Below are 16,886 nucleotides of genomic sequence, written 5' to 3'. Positions count from 1 at the left end.
CGGCGGACTCAGACCCGCATCGGCTGCGGCGACTCCCGGCGGGCCGGGTCCGGGCCGTCGTACTCGCGGATGATCTCGTAACGCGTGTTGCGCTCCACCGGACGGAAACCGGCGTCGCGGATGAGGTCCAGCAGATCCTCACGGGTCAGCTTGTTCGGCGTGCCGTAGTTGTCCGCGTCATGGGTGATCTTGTACTCGACGACCGAGCCGTCCATGTCGTCCGCGCCGTGCTGGAGGGCGAGCTGCGCGGTCTGGACGCCGTGCATGACCCAGAAGACCTTGACGTGCGGGACGTTGTCGAAGAGGAGCCGGGAGACCGCGAAGGTCTTCAGGGCCTCCGCGCCGGTCGCCATCTGGGTGCGGGCCTGGAGCCGGTTGCGGACCTTGCCGTCCTTCACGTCCACGAAGTCGTGCTGGTAGCGCAGCGGGATGAAGACCTGGAAGCCGTTCGTCTCGTCCTGGAGCTCGCGCAGGCGCAGCACGTGGTCGACGCGGTGGCGGGGCTCCTCGATGTGGCCGTACAGCATGGTGCACGGGGTCTTCAGACCCTTCTCGTGCGCCAGGCGGTGGATCCGCGACCAGTCCTCCCAGTGCGTGCGGTGGTCCACGATGTGTTGGCGGACCTCCCAGTCGAAGATCTCCGCGCCGCCGCCGGTCAGGGACTCGAGACCGGCGTCGATCAGCTCGTCGAGGATCTCGGAGGCCGACAGGCCGGAGATCGTCTCGAAGTGGTGGATCTCGGTGGCGGTGAACGCCTTCAGCGAGACGTCCGGCAGGGCCGCCTTCAGCTCCCGCAGCGAGCGCGGGTAGTAGCGCCACGGCAGGTTCGGGTGCAGCCCGTTGACGATGTGCAGCTCGGTGAGGTTCTCGCCCTCCATCGCCTTGGCGAGCTTCACCGCCTCCTCGATGCGCATCGTGTACGCGTCCTTCTCGCCCGGCTTGCGCTGGAACGAGCAGTACGCGCAGGACGCGGTGCACACGTTGGTCATGTTGAGGTGCCGGTTGACGTTGAAGTGGACGACGTCACCGTTCTTGCGGGTGCGCACCTCGTGTGCGAGGCCGCCGAGCCAGGCCAGGTCGTCCGACTCGTACAGCGCGATGCCGTCCTCACGGGTCAGCCGCTCACCGGCCCTGACCTTCTCCTCCAGCTCGCGCTTGAGCCCGACGTCCATACCCACACCTCTCTACGACAACTTCGACAACCGTACGCCCCCGTCCTTCGGGCGGGAGGCGCCCCCGCACGGACCTTCGGGCCTACACCTCTTCGGGGAGTTCCCCGACCCGGTTCTCCCACTTCGTGGACAGCACGACGGTGGTACGGGTCCGGGAGACGCCCTTGGTCCCGGACAGCCGCCGGATGGTCTTCTCCAGGCCGTCCACGTTGGTCGAACGCACCTTGAGCATGAAGGAGTCGTCGCCGGCGATGAACCAGCAGTCCTCGATCTCCGGCAGGTCCCGCAGCCGCTGCGCCACGTCCTCGTGGTCGGCCGCGTCGGAGAGCGAGATGCCGATGAGGGCGATGACGCCGAGGCCGAGCGAGGCGGCGTCGACGGTGGCGCGGTAGCCGGTGATGACACCGGCCGCCTCCAGCCGGTTGATGCGGTCGGTGACGCTGGGTCCCGACAGTCCGACGAGCCGCCCCAGCTCCGCGTACGAGGCCCGGCCGTTCTCCCTCAGGGCCTGGATGAGCTGCCTGTCCACGGCATCCATGCGATCGAAGCCTTCCACTGAAAGTTCCCGAAGTAGATGAGAGGTGGTGCAGGGGTACCGCTACGTGCTCGCGCCGCCGAGGTCGCCCTCCCAGCGGCGGTACAGCCGGTGCCCCACACCGGCCGCGTCCAGCACCCGCCCGGCCACGAAGTCCACCAGGTCCTGGATGTGCGTCGCGCCCGCGTAGAACGCCGGGGAGGTGGGTACGACGACCGCCCCCAGGTCGTCCAGGGTGACCAGGTGGCGCAGGGTCTGGCCGTTCAGCGGGGTCTCGCGCACGGCGACGACCAGCGGCCTGCGTTCCTTGAGGTTGACGCTGGCCGCCCGCTGGAGCAGGTCCTTGGAGAGCCCGAGCGCGACCCCGGCGACGGCGGCGGTGGACGCCGGCACGATCAGCATGCCCTTGGTCCGGTACGACCCCGAGGACGGCCCGGCGGCCAGGTCCCCGGCGTTCCAGTACCGCACCGCCGCCAGGTCCGCCTGGAAGGTCCCGGGCTTGCCGTCGGCCCCGCGGCCCAGCCATTCCCCCAGGTCCTCGCGCCAGTGCGCGTCCCGGAAGGAGATCCCGGTCTCGTCCAGCAGGGTGAGCCGCGAGGCCCGGCTGACCACCAGGTCGACGCTCTCGCCCGCCGCCAGCAGCGCTCGCAGCACCGCGGCCGCATAGGGCGTTCCGGACGCCCCGGACACCCCCACGATCCAAGGCACGCGCTGCGTTTCTCCTGCGTTCACACCTTGAGCGTACCGGCGCACCGACCGAGGTTCAGGCCGGGTGGGGTGCCTCGGCTCCGACGCGGAGCCGGAGGGCGCCCACCGGGGGGCCTCCGGGAAGCCGCCGGGCTCCGTCAGGCGGTCAGACCCCGGACGAGGAGGTCCAGCAGGGCGCACACGAACAGGGCAATCCCGATGAACCCGTTGACGCTGAAGAAGGCGCGGTTGAGACGGGAGAGGTCGTGCGGGCGGACGATGGTGTGCTCGTACACGAAGGCGCCCGCGACGATCACCAGCCCCAGCCAGAAGAACGCACCGGCGCCGGTGGCCAGCGCGTACCAGACGAACAGGCCCGTCGTCACCGCGTGGCACACCCGCGCGCCCCGGATCGCGGCCGGGATGCCGAACCGGGCCGGGACGGACATGACGCCGATCTCGCGGTCGGTCGTCACGTCCTGGCAGGCGTAGATCAGGTCGAAGCCGCCGATCCAGATGCCGACCGCCAGGCCGAGGATCACCGCGTCCCAGGACCACTCGCCGCTGATCGCCAGCCAGCCGCCGATCGGGCCCATGGCCTGGGCGAGGCCCAGGATGGCCTGCGGGAAGTTCGTGAACCGCTTGCCGTAGGGGTAGACCACCATCGGGATCACGGCGACCGGCGCGAGGGCCAGGCAGAGCGGGTTGAGCAGGGCGGCCGAGCCGAGGAAGACCGCCACCGCGATCAGCGCGCCGGTCCAGGCGTGCTTCACGCTCATCGCGCCGGTGACCAGCTCGCGGTGGGCCGTGCGCGGATTGCGGGCGTCGATCTCGCGGTCGATGATCCGGTTCACGGCCATCGCGAAGGTGCGCAGGCCGACCATGCAGATCGTGACCAGGAGCAGCCGGCCCCAGTGGATGTTCCTGTCCCACTCGTACATCGCGGTCAGCGCCGCGATGTACGCGAAGGGCAGGGCGAAGACCGAGTGCTCGATCATCACCAGCCGCAGGAAGGCCTTCGTGCGTCCCGGCTGCGGGAGCGCTGCGGAAGCGGAACTCACAGTCCGTACTCCTTCCAGCGGCGGTCGACGGTCGCCGCCGTTTCGGGGTCGGACAGGACCATGTCCGGCCAGCCCCCGTCCCTGGTGTACCCCTCCTCGGGCCACTTCTTCGTCGCGTCGATGCCCGCCTTGCCGCCCCAGAACTGCTGGTAGGAGGCGTGGTCGAGGTGGTCGACGGGGCCTTCCACGACCGTGAGGTCACGGGCGTAGTCGGTGTTGCCGAGGGCCCGCCAGGCGACCTCGTGCAGGTCGTGGACGTCGCAGTCGGAGTCGACGACCACGATCAGCTTGGTGAGCGACATCATGTGCGCCCCCCAGACCGCGTGCATCACCTTCTGCGCGTGCTTCGGGTACTTCTTGTCGATCGAGACGATCGCACAGTTGTGGAAGCCGCCGGCCTCGGGGAGGTGGTAGTCCACGATGTCCGGGACGATGATCTTCAGGAGCGGGAGGAAGAAGCGCTCGGTGGCGCGGCCGAGGGGACCGTCCTCGGTCGGCGGGCGGCCGACGACGATCGACTGGAGGAGCGGACGCTTCCGCATCGTCACGCAGTCGATCGTCAGCGCGGGGAACGGTTCCTGCGGGGTGTAGAAGCCGGTGTGGTCGCCGAAGGGGCCCTCGGGCAGCATCTCGCCGGGCTCCAGCCAGCCCTCCAGGACGACCTCGGCGTTCGCCGGCACCTGGAGCGGGACCGTCTTGCAGTCGACCATCTCGATCCGCTTGCCCGCGATGAACCCGGCGAACAGGTACTCGTCGATGTCACCGGGCAGCGGCGCGGTGGAGGCGTAGGTGACGGCCGGCGGGCAGCCGAAGGCGATCGCGACGGGCAGCCGCTCGCCCCTGCGCGCCGCCACCTGGTAGTGGTTGCGGCTGTCCTTGTGGATCTGCCAGTGCATGCCGATGGTGTTCCGGTCGTGCCGCTGGAGGCGGTACAGGCCGAGGTTGCGGATGCCGGACTCGGGGTCCTTGGTGTGGGTCAGACCCAGGTTGAAGAAGGAGCCGCCGTCCTGCGGCCAGGTGAACAGGGCCGGCAGCAGGCCGAGGTCGACGTCGTCGCCGTGCAGGACGACCTCCTGGACGGGCGCGTTGTCGGCCTTCACCTTCTTCGGCGGGACGTGGGCCATCGCGCCGAGCTTCCCGAACGCCTCGCGGACGCCGACGAAGCCGTGCGGGAGTTCCGGGCGCAGCAGCCCGCCGATCTTCTCGGAGATCTCGCCGTACGACTTCAGCCCGAGGGCCTTGAGCAGCCGCCGGTCGGTGCCGAAGACGTTCATGGCCAGCGGCATGCTGGAGCCGCGCACGTTCTCGAAGAGCAGCGCCGGGCCGCCCGCCTTCTGCACCCGGTCGACGATCTCCCCGACCTCCAGGTACGGGTCGACCTCGGCCTTGACACGCTTGAGGTCTCCCTCGCGCTCCAGTGCCCGGAGCAGGGAGCGAAGATCGTCGTAAGCCATGCCCCCCAGTATCGGCCACCCGGGGCCGGGGCCCGGTCACCGCCCCCTGGGATGCCCCCTGCGATACTCGTCGGCCGTGACAGTCCGCCGCCGGATCAGCCGGTTACCGCTGCTCCTCCTGCCGCTCGTGCTCGCCGCCTGCGCACCCGGTCAGGACACCGGCGGCTCACCGGTCTCCGCGCTGACCCGCGTCGCGGCCGCCGACCGCCCGGCGGCTCCCGACCTGGCGGGTGACGGTCTGGACGGCACGGCGGTACGGCTCGCCGACTACCGGGGCCGGGTCGTCGTCCTGAACGTGTGGGCGTCCTGGTGCGGGCCCTGCCGGGCCGAGGCGCCCGAACTGTCCAAGGCCCAGAAGGAGTTGGACGGCGAAGGGGTCCAGGTGCTCGGGGTGGACACGGACATCGAACGAGGCAGCGGACGGTCCTTCGAGCGGGCGCACGGGCTGGTCTACCCGAGTCTGCACGACCCCGGTTCCCGCAAGATGCTCAGGCTGCCCAAGGGCTATGCGCCGCGGGCGCTGCCGTACACCCTCTTCATCGACCGGGCCGGGCGGATCGCCGCGAAGTACCTGGGCCCGCTCACGGCGGCGGACGTGCGCACGATCGTCGGCCCGCTGCTGGCCGAGAAGGCGTGATCAGCGCGCGCTCTCGACCATGCGCTCCGCGGGTGCGCCGTCGGGTGCGGGTGCGTCGGGGCTTGTCGCGCAGTTCCCCGCGCCCCTGACGGGGCACCCGCTACCCTGGCCGCCATGCTCAGGTATCTGCCTTTTCTGCTGGTCCTCGCGCTGTGGATCTATGCCTTCGTGGACTGCCTGAACACCCCCGAGGAGGAGGTCCGCGCGCTGCCGAAGCTGGTGTGGGTGCTGATCATCCTGCTCTTCGGCGAGGTGCTGGTCGGTCCGGTGGCCTGGCTGGTCGCGGGCCGGGCACGGCAGCCGCGCGAGCGGTGGGTCGCGCCGGACGACAACCCCGAGTTCCTGAAGTCCCTGAAGCCGGAGGATCCGCGCACCGACTGACCTGCCCTAGAGCAGCGCCTTCACCTGGGCCGCGGTCAGCGGGCGCTGGAACACCTGGACCTGCCTGATCGAGCCCGGGAACCAGTCGGCGGGCCCGCCGCCCGCGGTGGCGCGGCCGATCACCAGCGGGCCGTCGGCGGCCACCGGATCACCGTCGTCGACACCCGCCTCCTGCACGCCGTCGACGTACAGGATCATCTGGTCGCGCGCGTCCTCGTAGACGCCGACCAGGTGGGTCCAGACGTCCGGCTTCGGGACGGTGAACGACAGGGCCCGCAGGTCGGGCCGGGCAAAGGCCCAGCGGTTCTCGGCGGCCGCGTACTGGAGGTAGAAGCCGCTGACGGCACCGGCGTCCTGGCTGACGGCGGTCGCGAAACCCGCCGGCAGCGTGCTCAGCGCCACCCACGCCGAGACGGTGAAGCCGTGGCCCTTGCCGGTCCTCAGCACCGGCCCCGCGGTCATGATCTGGCTGGTACCGCCGTCGAACAGCGGGGCACCGTCCTTGCCCCGGCCCCAGCCGACCCCGGCGGCCGTGCCGTCGTACCGGCCGGTGTCGTCGGCGGCGACCGCGCCCGAGGTCTCGTCCAGCGGCCACGCGGCGAGCGGCGACGGGACGGAGACCGACCCGCCGGAGTGCTTCGGCGACGCCCCGGCCCCGCTCCGGCCGACGAGCCGCGCGACCGGTACGGCCGCGAGCGCGGCCACCGCGAGCGCTCCGCCGGACAGCAGCAGGGTGCGACGGCCGGTGCCCGGGTTCTGCCGGTACGGCACCGGCGGCACCGGCTGCGGCGCGGGTTCGAGCCGGGTGACGGGACGGGTCGCGACGGGGCGCGGAACCGGGCGGGTGACGTCGGTCGCGGAGACGACCGCAGGGCGCGTGAGCGGGGCGTCGGCGTCGGCGTCGGCCGTGAAGCCGGTCCTGGCCAGGATCTCGCGCGGAGTGGGCCGCCTGGCCGGGTCCTTGGCCAGGCAGGCGGCGATCAGCGAGGCGAGGTCCGGATCGGTGACGGCGGTGATGTCGGGTCCGTCGTGCACGACCCGGTAGAGCAGCGACGGAGTGGACCCGTCACCGAAGGGGTTGCCGCCCGTGGCCGCGAAGGTCAGCACCGCCCCGAGCGCGAACACGTCGCTGGCGCCGGTCACCTCACCGCCCTCGACCTGCTCCGGCGACATGAATCCGGGCGAGCCGATCATGAGCCCGGCCCGCGTGATGGTCTCGGACTCCACACTGCGGGCGATGCCGAAGTCGATGACCCGCGGCCCGTCGTCGGCGAGCAGCACGTTCGACGGCTTGAGGTCCCGGTGCACCAGGTGCGCCGCGTGGATCGAGGTCAGCGCCTCGGCCAGCCCGGCGGCCAGCGCGAGCACGCTCCCGGCGGCCAGCGGACCCCGCTCCGCGACCGCGTCCTGGAGCGAGGGTCCGGCGATGTAGCTGGTGACGAGCCAGGGCAGGGCGGCGTCCGGGTCGGCGTCCACGACGGGCGCGGTGAAGGCACCGCTCACCTTGCGGGCGGCCTCCACCTCACGCCGGAACCGCGACCTGAACTCGGGCTGTCCGGCGACCAGTTCGGCGTGCACCACTTTCACGGCCACGGACCGGCCACCCGGCGAACGGCCGAGGAACACCCGGCCCATGCCACCCGCGCCGAGCCGCCCGAGCAGCTGGTACTCCCCGACGGAGCGCGGATCGCCGGGCTCCAGAGCTGCCACGACCCCTCCCGCACCGCTGACACCCGAAGACCCGGTCAGCATAGGACCGCCGATCGCGCTCACTGGCCAATTCCAGCTCCCCCAGGGCAAGTTGCCCTCGGGTCTGCCCTCGCGGACAGGCCGCTACACCGACGCGACGAAGGCACTCCACGCGTCCCGGCCGAGGATCAGGACGGGCCCGCCGGGGTTCTTGCTGTCACGGACGGGGACGGCGGAGGTGAACTCGGGGGCGAATTCGAGGCAGTCGCCGGGCTCCTCGTCGCTGTAGCTGCTCTTGACCCACCTCGCCGCGCTCAGCTGATGCTGGTTCATCGTCGCCGTACTCCTCCATCAACTGGCCGATCAGAGCGGCGGATTCGCGGGCGGACAGGGCGTCCGCCCGGAGCACATCATAGAGTCGGCTCTGCTCCGCGTAGGCGGCTGGATCATTGTCGAAGCAGCCGCGCCTGTGCGATTCCGAGTAGGTCCAGCGCTCCCCGTCGGGCAGCGTGACCAACGACATCGTCTTGGCGGGCCGCTTGATGTCGAAGCGATCGGCGGGGGCCACCTGGATGCGGATGTTGGGGAGTTGCCCCGCGCGCAGCAGGTGCGCGCACTGGTCCCGCATCACGGCGGGACCGCCCACCGCGTGCCGCAGACAGCTCTCGTCCATCACGACCACATAGGTGGGTCCGTCCTCGGTGAAGTAACGCGGCTGTCGGCTCAGCCGCGCCGCGACCCGCTGTTCCAGCCGGTCACCGCTGGCTCGGCGGGACAGCAGGGCCCACGTGTACTCCGGGGTCTGCAACAGGCCGGGCACGACCATGACGTGATAGGTGGACAGCGCGATGGCCTGCGCCTCCATCTCCACCCAGCGCTGGAACCAATCCGGATGCTCCACCTGCTGGTACCAGTCGATGCGCCCCCACAGCCGCGTCAACACCCCACCCGTGCGCAGGGCTTCGTCGCACGTCTTCGCGAAGGACGCCTGCGGCACCCGGGTGCCGGCCTCCACCCGCGCCACCAGCGACCGGTCGCAGGGGACCTGTTTGGCCAGCGCGTCCTGCGTGAGGAGGGCTTCCTCGCGATAGTGGCGTAACAGCTCTCCGAAAAGCTCCGCGTTGGTGGTCACCGACCGGCCCCCTCTGTGACAGGTGCCGGTGGCACGCGTCCGGCATTGATACCGACCGTTCCCGTCCGCAACGCTCGACACACCCAGAGTGACGAAGGTGGCGTCGGAGCGCACATGACTGAGCACATCGAATACAGAATCGAAACGGGAACGGTCGTCTACGACACCCGTGCGGACAAGGTCGGCGAGTACCGGGGACAGGCCGGCCCGTACGCCCTGCTGCGGCCCCTCGGCGGCGGCCGGGAGTGGGAGGCGCGGCCGGAGTCGGTGCGGCCCGCGACGGCCGGGGAACGGCTCGCCGCGGAGGTGCGGGCGGCCAACCACCGCTCCCGCACGCCGAGTCACCCGGCCCCGGACACCCCGGCACCGGAACCGGTCGCCGGCTGCGCGGCCTGCGCCGAGTTCGCCGGGCGGCGGGGGCAGGCCGCGGCGCGGTCGGACGCGAGCGCGGTGACCGACGCCGACGTGCTGCTCCGGCGGCACCTGCGCCGCGACCACTGGGGCACCAGGCCCCGCCGGTTCTTCCGCTTCGTGCCGTACCTGATCACGCAGGACGACACCGCCGAGCCGGAGTACGCGGCGTACTGCGTCTCCGGGGACGAGGCGGACTGCGGCGCGGAGTCGGGGCCGTGCGGGTCGCCCGGAGCGGTGGAGGAGTGGCAGCGCCGCCACACCCGGGACACCCGGCACCTGCGCTACCGGCGCAGCTTCACGGACTACGCGGTGCTGGAGCAGGAGAGCGCGCGGCCCTGACGCGGGTCAGCAGGGCGAGTCGTCGGGCAGGTGCTCCTTCGCCCACGCGCCGAGTTCCTTCAGCGAGGGCTCCAGGGCGGCGCCGGCCGCGGTCAGGCGGTAGGAGACCCGCAGCGGCGGGCCCTCGTCGACCTCGCGCACGACGAGCCCGGCGGCGCCGAGTTCGGTGAGGCGGTCGGAGAGCATGCGTTCGCTGATGCCGGGGATGGCACGGCGCAGGGTGGCGAAGTGCGTCGGCCGGTCCAGCAGGACGGACAGGATCGGGCCGTTCCAGCGCTTCCCCAGTACCTGGAAGACACGCGTGATGCCGACGTCCACCGCCTTGCACTGTTCCGGGTCGTGCGTCTGGTCCACCGCCATGGCTTCAGGGTACAGGTCCACGACAGAGGGAGGTGAAAAAAAGTAAGCACCTGTGTTATCTATAGCTGAGTACGAATTCTCAGCCCGCGTCCCGCACCGGGCTCGCCATTCCTGTGTCTGGAGACCCCCATGGCCACCCTTCTCCACATCGACTCCTCCCTCCTCCCGGGCGGGGCGTCCGCCTCCCGCGCCGTCACGGAGGCCTTCCGCGCGGCATGGCAGGAGCAGCACCCCGGCGGCACGGTGGTCTACCGCGACCTGGCCGCGGACCCGGTACCGCACATCACCGCGGACAGCCACACCGCCGGATTCGCCGACCCCGCCGCCCACACCCCCGGGCAGGCGGCGGCCTTCGCGGAGCGGGTGCGGCTGATCGAGGAGCTGGAGCAGGCGGACGCGATCCTCATAGGCGCCCCGATGTACAACTTCACGATCCCCTCGACGCTCAAGGCGTGGCTGGACAACGTGATCCTGTTCGGCCGCACCGGCGGCGAGAACCCGTCCGCCAAGGGCACGCCGGTCACCGTCGTGGCCAGCCGCGGCGGTTCGTACGCTCCGGGCACCCCGCGGGAGCCGTTCGAGTACGTGCAGAACTACCTGGAGGCGGTCCTCTCCGGCGCCCTCGGCCTCGAAGTCGACTTCATCGTCCCCGAGCTGACGATGGCTCCGCAGAACCCGGCCATGGCCGAGCTGGTGCCGCTGTACGAGGCCTCCCGCGACCGTGCCCTCCAGGACGCGGCCGCCAAGGCGAAGGACCTCGCGGCGCGCCTCGCCGCGTAGCGGTCCTGCGGAGCGGATTGCGCCGATCGGCCCAGCTCCGCATGCGGGTCCGGTGGCGGGCGGTTGTGATGGACGCGTTGTCATCCCGCTACCAGGAGGCCTTCATGCGCATCCGTGCTCTCGCCGTCACCGGCGCCATCGCCGCCACCCTCGCCCTGGGCACCACCGCCGCCTACGCCGACAACGGTGCCGACGCCACCGGTTCCGCGGCCAACAGCCCGGGTCTGCTGTCGGGCAACGTCGTCCAGGTGCCGGTGAGCATCCCGGTCAACCTGTGCGGCAACAGCATCAACGTGATCGGCCTGCTCAACCCGGCGGCGGCCAACGCCTGCACCAACGGCTGACCCGGCCGGAACACCACCCGCGGAGCCTGCCGAGGACCCCTGTCCTCCGGCAGGCTCCGCGCGTGCGTGGCGGCGCTACGTGCGTGGCGGCGCTAGTCCCCCTCGGAGGCGAGGTACTTCTCGTAGGCGTCGGCGCTCATCAGCCCGTCCAGCTGCTTCTTGTCGGAGACCTGGACCTTGATCATCCAGGTGTCGTGCGGCTCCATGTTGATCAGCTCGGGTTCGGACTCCAGGTCCGGGTTCACCTCGCCGACCTTGCCGCCCACCGGCATGAAGAGCACGCTCACCGACTTCACGGACTCCACGGTGCCGAACTCCTCGTTCGCCGGGACGGTCTTGCCCACGGTCGGCACGTCCACGAACACGATGTCACCGAGCTGCTTCTGGGCGTACTCGGTGATCCCCACCTCGGCGGTGTCGCCGTTGACGCGGACCCATTCGTGTTCCCTCGTGTACTTGCGGTCGGTCGGATACATGGCGCGGCTCCTTCGAGGTCGGTGGGCGCAATCAGCCTGCCACCATCGTCGCTCTGAGTAACGGGGTGGCTACGCCTTCCGGGCTAGTCGTCGTCGCGCAGCCGCCGCCAGACGCGGGTGCGGTGCAGGACGTAGCCGGCGGCGGCCACGGCCACGATCTGGAGGCCGACGGCGAGCAGCCAGAACTCGTCGCGGGTCTCCAGCTTGTCGGTCAGGAAGGTGAAGTTCATGCCGAAGAACCCGGTCAGGAACGACAGCGGCAGGAAGATCACCGACACGATGGCCAGCCGGTTGATCACGCCGTTCTGTTCGCCCGCGATCAGCGACGAGTAGCTGGCCAGGGCGCGGCGCGCGGCATCCTGGAGGGACTCGACGTCCGTGCGGACCAGCCGGGCCGTGCGGACGAACTCCTGCGCCAGCCGCTGCCGTTCGGCCGGGAAGTCGCTGCTCGTCATCCGGCGGGCGACCACGTCGTCTACCGCCTGGAGGTAGGGCAGCAGCGCGTGGTGCAGCAGCGCGGCCCGGCGGCGCAGCTGGGACAGCCGGTAGATCTGCTCGGGACGCCGGTCCTCGAACATGTCGTCCTCCAGTTCCTCCACCTGGAGCAGCGCCCGCACCGTGGCCCGGCGGAAGGTGGCCAGCGCCTCCTGGAGCAGCAGGAACAGCGTGGCCACGGCATCCCGCGGCCGCTCCCGGCACAGCTGCGCGGTGAAGCCCGACGCCAGGACGTCCTGACCCCAGTGGGCGGCCACCACGAAACGCTCACCGGCCAGCGCGTGCACGTAGGCGATCCGGTCGTCGACGACCACGGGGACGACGAAACCGGCGAGGTCACCGAGGAACTCGGCCCGCGACGTCTCGTCCGCCCGGCCGAACCAGGCCAGGTCCTCGTCGTCCAGCCCGAGCCGGCCGGCCGCCGGCTCGTCCGCCGGATCCGCCGCGTCGGGCAACTGGACCCCGAGCAGGAGGAACGGGTCCTCGGCGATCAGCCGCCGCGCCTCGGCCGGGGACACCCGCGTCCGGCCCCCGTCCGGCACCGACACCCTCGTCAGGATCATCGCCCTCACCGCCCTCGGCCACCGTCCCAGCCTCCGCACGCCCGGCGCCCCGCGCACGCCGGGGCGCCCGTCTGCCGGGCCGGACGGCCACCTACGGGTGAGGGCGCGGCCCGTTGCCCCGCCGCCGCGGGCACAGGAGAGTGAGGACATGGACCAGCAGCAGGCACGGACCTGGCTCGCCACCGCCGTCACCGAGGCCCGCGCCGGGCTCGCCGAGGGCGGCATCCCGATCGGCGCCGCGCTCTACGGCGCCGACGGCACCCTGCTCGGCCGCGGGCACAACCGGCGGGTGCAGGACGGCGACCCGTCCCTGCACGCCGAGACCGCCGCCTTCCGGGCGGCGGGACGGCAGCGCTCGTACCGGGGCACCACCATGGTGACGACGCTGTCGCCGTGCTGGTACTGCTCGGGCCTGGTCCGCCAGTTCGGGATCTCCCGGGTGGTGATCGGCGAGGCGGCCACCTTCCACGGCGGCCACGACTGGCTCGCCGAACACGGCGTGGAGATCGTCCTGCTGGACGACCCGGAGTGCACCGCCCTGATGCGCACCTTCACCACGGACCACCCGGCCCTGTGGAACGAGGACATCGGCGAGGACTGATTCCGTCACGGCCGCACCACGCACACCGTCGATGACATCACTCCCGGTGCCGGTTTCGTAACCATACGGACATCACTCGGTCTGGCCCGAAGCAACTACCCCTTCCTACACTGGTGTCAGGGGGGAGCTGCCTTGCACAGACGGTTGCACGGGCGTGGGGCGCTGTTCGACGTGGAGCCGGCCGGGCTCATACCGAGGATCGTCGGGTTACGGCCGTACCAGCACCGCGCCCATCCACCGGAACACCCGGGCGAGCTGCCGTTCGTGGTGCTGACCGGGGCCCGGGGGCTCGGCAAGAGCGCGGTGCTCGGCGAGTTACGGGACGCCTACCAGGGGCACACCCCGGTCGCGCTCGCCGACTGCGCGGAGGCGCAGTTCGCGGCGCCGCCCACGGAACGGCCCGCGGAGTCCTGGTCGCCGCTCGGGCAGCTCCTGCTGGTCGTCGCCGAACAGCTCGCGGAACCGGTGACCGGCGCCGGGCGGATCACCTTCCCGCGTCTCATGTCCGGGCTGGTCGCGGTGGCCGCAGGAGGCTGGGGCGACGCCGACTCGGAGCGGATCCGGCGCGAGGTGGAGCGGATCCTGCTGCTCAACGAGAGCGGCTCCTGGATCAGCGGGCTCGCGGGACGCTGGGCCGGGAAGGTGGCCGCGAAGGTGGTGGCCGCCGCCACCGGCACCGGGCCGCTGGTCTCCGGCGCCATCGAGGCCACCCTGGAGTCGGTCGCCGAGGGCTTCACCAGCCGCCGGCACCAGAAGGCGTCGGTCTGGTACCGCACGTACCCCAACGCGGGCGGCCACGCGCAGCGCGGACTGATCCTGCTGTCCGGCCACTTCCGGGCCGGCGGCACCTCACGGGAGCACGCCGAGCGCTACCTCGTACGGGCCCTGCTCGCCGACCTGGCGGAGGCGTACGCGGGCGTGCTGCCCCGCATGCAGCGGCTCGGCCGTCCGCTGGTACTGATCGACAACGCGCAGGCCGGGCCCGGTCCCGGCCTCCTCGACGCCGTGCTGAAGGACCGCGCCGACGGGATCGCCGACCAAGTGGCGTTCGTCGCCGGACTGCGCGGCGACGGCCGGGAGCTGCTGCGCAACGGCGTACGGCGGGAACTGGCCGAGGTGGCACGGCACACCGAGTGGGCGCCGGACGCGGCCGCGCCGTCCTCCCGGGCCCTGCTGGTGGCGCTGCCGCCGCTCTCCCCCGACGACACCCTGCACCTGGTCGCCGCCCCGGCCGTGCCCCAGCTCCCGCACGCCGTCCACCGGCTGACCGGAGGCAACCCGCTGGGCACCACCGTGCTCGCGGAGGCCGCCGCCCAGCACCCGGACCGCGCCGGCACCCTCGCCGACCTGCTGACGGCCGAGGTCCGGCTGACCGAGGACGGCCCCGCGGCCCCCGCGTACGCCCAGCTCCTGGACCGGCTGGTCCCCGAGGACCGGCTGGACGAACTGACCGTCCTGGCCGCCGCCCACGACTACGGTTCGGCGTGCGCCCTGGCCGAGGCGCTGCTCCCGGACGACTTCGGACCGTCGGGCGTACGGGCGTTGCAGGACCTGCTGGCCGAGGAGGGCATGCCCGTCAGGTACGGGCAGTTCGTCGGCGACCGCTTCGTCCGCACCCTGCTGCTGCTCCGGCTGCACCTGCGCGACGGCGACCACGGCGACTGGCGCACCGTCCACGAGACGCTGATCGGCTTCTACACCGGCGACTGGCCGGCCGGCTTCCGGCTGCACCTGCAACTGGCGCTCGGCGAGACCGACCAGGCCGTCGCCCACCTCCGCGACACCTTCCTGACCGTGGAGACCCCCGTCTGGCTGCGCACCCTGCGCTTCCTCGCCTCCGCGCCCTACTTCCACGCCCACGACGCCGAGGGCCGCGACTCCGCCGGGCAGGGCGACCGGCGGGCGGCGGTGGCGCTGGGCCGCACCGACGCCCGCCACCCCGTGCCCGAGGGCGCGGACCCCGTACTGCACCTGCGGGTACGGCGGTTGCTGCACGCGCTGTGGTACCTCACCGACCCGCTGGTGGTGCCCGACGCGAAGGTGGGCGACCGGCTGCGCTTCGAACTGGAGCAGCTGTCCAACCTGCGCCCGGCCGACAACGCCCTGCTGTGGCAGGCCTCCCGGGCCTGGCCGGCGGCGGCCCTGGCCGGACGGCCGCCGCGGGCCGACGGCGACGACGAGGGCGACGACGACCGGAACGGGGTGGTGTGATGGCACGGCGGCGCATGGGCACGTGGTTGCGCGAGGGCGTCTGGGAGATCCCGCTGCGCCGCTACCTCGCCCTGCTGGTCACGGCCGCACTGATCGCCGGTGCGGTGATCGGGATACGGACGGCCGTGCGCGACGACCGGTCCTGCGCACCGGGAGTGGCCCGGCCCGAGGGCAGCGACGAGTGCGTGGGCGTGGCGACCACGGCGTTCGACTTCGGTCATCCGCAGCTGCGCGCCACGGTGGAGGCGATCGCCCGGGAGAACTCCCGCCTCGCACCCGGGCGTTACGTGACGGTCGCGGTGATGCTGCCGTACACCGCGACCGCGGCGGCGAGTCTCGCCGACATCGAGCACGAGCTGCAGGGCGCCTACCTGGCCCAGTACCAGGCCAACCACGACTCCAACGGCCAGTCGCCGGCGATCCGCCTGGTGCTGGCCAACCCCGGTGCCACCAGCCAGTACTGGAAGGAGATGGTGGACCGGCTGGCGGCCATGACCGGCGGCCAGGACCGGCTGCGGGCGGTGGCCGGGGTGGGGCAGAGCACCGACGACAACAAGAAGGCCGTCAAGGAGCTGACCCGGCTGGGCATCCCGGTGGTCGGCTCGTCGATCACCGCCGACGACCTCGCCAACGGGCAGGGCGGCAAGGACCCGTACCCGGGGCTGGCACGGGTGGCCCCGACCAATACCGACGAGGCTCGGGCGCTCGCCTCCTTCGCCAAGGTCGGCGCGGGCCGGGCACTGCTGGTGTACGACAGGCCGGGCGACCCCTACACGCGGACGCTGCAGAAGTCGTTCGCCGCGCTGATCAAGGGGTCGCCGTACGAGCCGCAGCCGTTCACGCCGCCGGCCGACCGCAGCAAGGAGGGCACGACCGCGAACACGTTCCGGCAGATCACCAACCTGATCTGCGACACCTCGCGGTCGACCGACACGATCCTGTTCGCCGGACGGCACACGCAGCTGCGGCAGTTCATCAACGCGCTGGGCGGACGGGGCTGCCAGGACCGGAAGTTCACGGTGCTGACCGGGGACGAGGGGTCGTACCTCACGGGCGAGAAGCACCTGGACCGCGACGCCCTCCGGCACAACCTGTCGGTCCGCTACACGGCTCTGGCGCATCCGGACGCGTGGCTCAAGGGCAGCCCGGCGACGGGTGGTTCGGCGGCCGCGGCCCAGACGCTGACCCGGCTGCTGACCAGCGCCGAGCGGTCACCGGTCGGGCCGATCGGACCGGTGGCCCTGGAGGACGGACAGCTGATCATCGCGTACGACGCGATGCGGCTCGCGGTGCACGGGATCCGCGAGGCGGTGCCGCAGGGCAGGTCGGTGCCCGCGCTCGCCGACGTCGGGCTGCAGTGGCCGCAGGTGAAGGGGTCGCTGCGGGTGGACGGGGCGAGCGGGTGGATCTGCCTGGACGTGCACGGGAACCCGTACGACAAGGCGGTGCCGATCGTGGAGCTGCGGCCGGAGGGCGGGTCCAGGTTCGTGACCCTCGCCTGGCCGGAGGGGAAGCCGCCGGGCGGGGCGTGCCTGCCGCCGTCGTGAGGCCTGAT

The 16,886-nt window shown here is 71.9% G+C and carries 17 protein-coding genes and 2 pseudogenes; 8 read left to right on the top strand and 11 right to left on the bottom strand.

Features of this window, described 5'->3' with window-relative positions; translation table 11 throughout:
* Window positions 1-8 precede the first annotated feature (8 nt).
* From mqnE to ACIQOE_RS14115, 5 genes are all read right to left on the bottom strand, one after another.
* On the bottom strand, window positions 9-1,172 hold the full coding sequence (mqnE, locus tag ACIQOE_RS14135) for an aminofutalosine synthase MqnE (protein ID WP_351327908.1): 1,164 nt from the start codon (window positions 1,170-1,172) through the stop codon (window positions 9-11).
* Window positions 1,173-1,254: 82 nt separating this feature from the next.
* Complete coding sequence (locus ACIQOE_RS14130) at window positions 1,255-1,710, bottom strand: Lrp/AsnC family transcriptional regulator (RefSeq protein WP_362647513.1); 456 nt, start codon at window positions 1,708-1,710, stop codon at window positions 1,255-1,257.
* 60 nt (window positions 1,711-1,770) lie between these two features.
* A complete protein-coding gene (locus ACIQOE_RS14125; RefSeq protein WP_351327912.1) occupies window positions 1,771-2,415 on the bottom strand; it encodes a UbiX family flavin prenyltransferase in 645 nt (214 codons plus the stop codon).
* A gap of 137 nt (window positions 2,416-2,552) precedes the next feature.
* Window positions 2,553-3,455, bottom strand: coding sequence for a menaquinone biosynthesis prenyltransferase MqnP (gene mqnP / locus ACIQOE_RS14120; RefSeq protein WP_365570402.1), 903 nt, complete (start codon window positions 3,453-3,455; stop codon window positions 2,553-2,555).
* Entirely contained in the window at window positions 3,452-4,909 is a 1,458-nt protein-coding gene (locus tag ACIQOE_RS14115; RefSeq protein ID WP_351327916.1) for a menaquinone biosynthesis decarboxylase, read from the bottom strand. The genes mqnP and ACIQOE_RS14115 overlap by 4 nt, the downstream gene beginning before the upstream one ends.
* Window positions 4,910-4,985: 76 nt before the next feature.
* On the opposite strand from ACIQOE_RS14115, the gene ACIQOE_RS14110 reads away from it, so the two are divergent.
* Together ACIQOE_RS14110 and ACIQOE_RS14105 are read left to right on the top strand one after the other, a co-directional pair.
* A complete protein-coding gene (locus ACIQOE_RS14110; RefSeq protein ID WP_365555034.1) occupies window positions 4,986-5,546 on the top strand; it encodes a TlpA disulfide reductase family protein in 561 nt (186 codons plus the stop codon).
* Window positions 5,547-5,660: 114 nt separating this feature from the next.
* Window positions 5,661-5,924: pseudogene (locus ACIQOE_RS14105) on the top strand (PLD nuclease N-terminal domain-containing protein); the annotation flags it as partial.
* A gap of 9 nt (window positions 5,925-5,933) precedes the next feature.
* On the opposite strand, the gene ACIQOE_RS14100 reads toward ACIQOE_RS14105, so the two are convergent.
* The 3 genes and pseudogenes from ACIQOE_RS14100 to ACIQOE_RS14090 all read right to left on the bottom strand — a co-directional run bounded on the left by ACIQOE_RS14100 (window position 5,934) and on the right by ACIQOE_RS14090 (window position 8,748).
* The gene (locus tag ACIQOE_RS14100) at window positions 5,934-7,637 is read right to left on the bottom strand and encodes a protein kinase (RefSeq protein WP_401411675.1); all 1,704 of its coding nucleotides are present in this window, start codon (window positions 7,635-7,637) and stop codon (window positions 5,934-5,936) included.
* A gap of 123 nt (window positions 7,638-7,760) precedes the next feature.
* Window positions 7,761-7,865, bottom strand: a pseudogene (locus tag ACIQOE_RS14095) (DUF397 domain-containing protein); the annotation flags it as partial.
* Entirely contained in the window at window positions 7,834-8,748 is a 915-nt protein-coding gene (locus tag ACIQOE_RS14090; RefSeq protein ID WP_401411673.1) for a Scr1 family TA system antitoxin-like transcriptional regulator, read from the bottom strand. The pseudogene ACIQOE_RS14095 and the gene ACIQOE_RS14090, both read right to left, overlap by 32 nt.
* A 114-nt stretch (window positions 8,749-8,862) precedes the next feature.
* Here ACIQOE_RS14090 and ACIQOE_RS14085 point away from each other — a divergent pair, with 114 nt between their 5' ends.
* A complete protein-coding gene (locus ACIQOE_RS14085; protein ID WP_401411671.1) occupies window positions 8,863-9,501 on the top strand; it encodes a hypothetical protein in 639 nt (212 codons plus the stop codon).
* 6 nt (window positions 9,502-9,507) lie between these two features.
* Here the strand turns inward: ACIQOE_RS14085 and ACIQOE_RS14080 are convergent, their stop codons facing one another.
* Window positions 9,508-9,861, bottom strand: coding sequence for a helix-turn-helix domain-containing protein (locus ACIQOE_RS14080; RefSeq protein WP_351935033.1), 354 nt, complete (start codon window positions 9,859-9,861; stop codon window positions 9,508-9,510).
* A gap of 129 nt (window positions 9,862-9,990) precedes the next feature.
* Here ACIQOE_RS14080 and ACIQOE_RS14075 point away from each other — a divergent pair, with 129 nt between their 5' ends.
* Both ACIQOE_RS14075 and ACIQOE_RS14070 read left to right on the top strand, forming a co-directional pair.
* Window positions 9,991-10,641: an NAD(P)H-dependent oxidoreductase gene (locus ACIQOE_RS14075; RefSeq protein WP_351327927.1), complete on the top strand. Its 651-nt coding sequence runs from the start codon at window positions 9,991-9,993 to the stop codon at window positions 10,639-10,641.
* A gap of 104 nt (window positions 10,642-10,745) precedes the next feature.
* Window positions 10,746-10,985 (top strand): chaplin, encoded by a 240-nt coding sequence (locus ACIQOE_RS14070; RefSeq protein WP_363014709.1) that lies wholly within the window; start codon window positions 10,746-10,748, stop codon window positions 10,983-10,985.
* Window positions 10,986-11,077: 92 nt separating this feature from the next.
* Here the strand turns inward: ACIQOE_RS14070 and gcvH are convergent, their stop codons facing one another.
* Together gcvH and ACIQOE_RS14060 are read right to left on the bottom strand one after the other, a co-directional pair.
* Window positions 11,078-11,461, bottom strand: coding sequence for a glycine cleavage system protein GcvH (gene gcvH / locus ACIQOE_RS14065; protein ID WP_351935031.1), 384 nt, complete (start codon window positions 11,459-11,461; stop codon window positions 11,078-11,080).
* A gap of 83 nt (window positions 11,462-11,544) precedes the next feature.
* On the bottom strand, window positions 11,545-12,519 hold the full coding sequence (locus tag ACIQOE_RS14060; RefSeq protein ID WP_365555043.1) for a CorA family divalent cation transporter: 975 nt from the start codon (window positions 12,517-12,519) through the stop codon (window positions 11,545-11,547).
* Window positions 12,520-12,667: 148 nt separating this feature from the next.
* Here ACIQOE_RS14060 and ACIQOE_RS14055 point away from each other — a divergent pair, with 148 nt between their 5' ends.
* From ACIQOE_RS14055 to ACIQOE_RS14045, 3 genes are all read left to right on the top strand, one after another.
* A complete protein-coding gene (locus ACIQOE_RS14055; RefSeq protein WP_351327935.1) occupies window positions 12,668-13,120 on the top strand; it encodes a nucleoside deaminase in 453 nt (150 codons plus the stop codon).
* A gap of 132 nt (window positions 13,121-13,252) precedes the next feature.
* Entirely contained in the window at window positions 13,253-15,331 is a 2,079-nt protein-coding gene (locus ACIQOE_RS14050; protein ID WP_401411667.1) for a hypothetical protein, read from the top strand.
* Entirely contained in the window at window positions 15,331-16,878 is a 1,548-nt protein-coding gene (locus tag ACIQOE_RS14045; RefSeq protein WP_401411665.1) for a hypothetical protein, read from the top strand. Before ACIQOE_RS14050 ends, ACIQOE_RS14045 begins: the two co-directional genes overlap by 1 nt.
* Window positions 16,879-16,886: the final 8 nt, after the last annotated feature.

Origin of the sequence: Streptomyces sp. NPDC091282, from assembly GCF_044757385.1 — a bacterium.
In the GTDB taxonomy this organism is placed as follows: domain Bacteria; phylum Actinomycetota; class Actinomycetes; order Streptomycetales; family Streptomycetaceae; genus Streptomyces; species Streptomyces gramineus.
This window is presented reverse-complemented; position numbering and strand designations above follow the sequence as displayed.

Excerpts from the sequence above, each read along its gene's own strand:
- ACIQOE_RS14085 (WP_401411671.1), top strand. The coding sequence starts at position 8,863 with ATGACTGAGCACATCGAATACAGAATCGAAACGGGAACGGTCGTCTAC.
- ACIQOE_RS14070 (WP_363014709.1), top strand. The coding sequence starts at position 10,746 with ATGCGCATCCGTGCTCTCGCCGTCACCGGCGCCATCGCCGCCACCCTC.
- mqnE (WP_351327908.1), bottom strand. The coding sequence starts at position 1,172 with ATGGACGTCGGGCTCAAGCGCGAGCTGGAGGAGAAGGTCAGGGCCGGT.
- ACIQOE_RS14130 (WP_362647513.1), bottom strand. The coding sequence starts at position 1,710 with ATGGATGCCGTGGACAGGCAGCTCATCCAGGCCCTGAGGGAGAACGGC.
- gcvH (WP_351935031.1), bottom strand. The coding sequence starts at position 11,461 with ATGTATCCGACCGACCGCAAGTACACGAGGGAACACGAATGGGTCCGC.
- ACIQOE_RS14045 (WP_401411665.1), top strand. The coding sequence starts at position 15,331 with ATGGCACGGCGGCGCATGGGCACGTGGTTGCGCGAGGGCGTCTGGGAG.
- ACIQOE_RS14115 (WP_351327916.1), bottom strand. The coding sequence starts at position 4,909 with ATGGCTTACGACGATCTTCGCTCCCTGCTCCGGGCACTGGAGCGCGAG.
- ACIQOE_RS14055 (WP_351327935.1), top strand. The coding sequence starts at position 12,668 with ATGGACCAGCAGCAGGCACGGACCTGGCTCGCCACCGCCGTCACCGAG.
- ACIQOE_RS14060 (WP_365555043.1), bottom strand. The coding sequence starts at position 12,519 with ATGATCCTGACGAGGGTGTCGGTGCCGGACGGGGGCCGGACGCGGGTG.
- ACIQOE_RS14075 (WP_351327927.1), top strand. The coding sequence starts at position 9,991 with ATGGCCACCCTTCTCCACATCGACTCCTCCCTCCTCCCGGGCGGGGCG.
- ACIQOE_RS14080 (WP_351935033.1), bottom strand. The coding sequence starts at position 9,861 with ATGGCGGTGGACCAGACGCACGACCCGGAACAGTGCAAGGCGGTGGAC.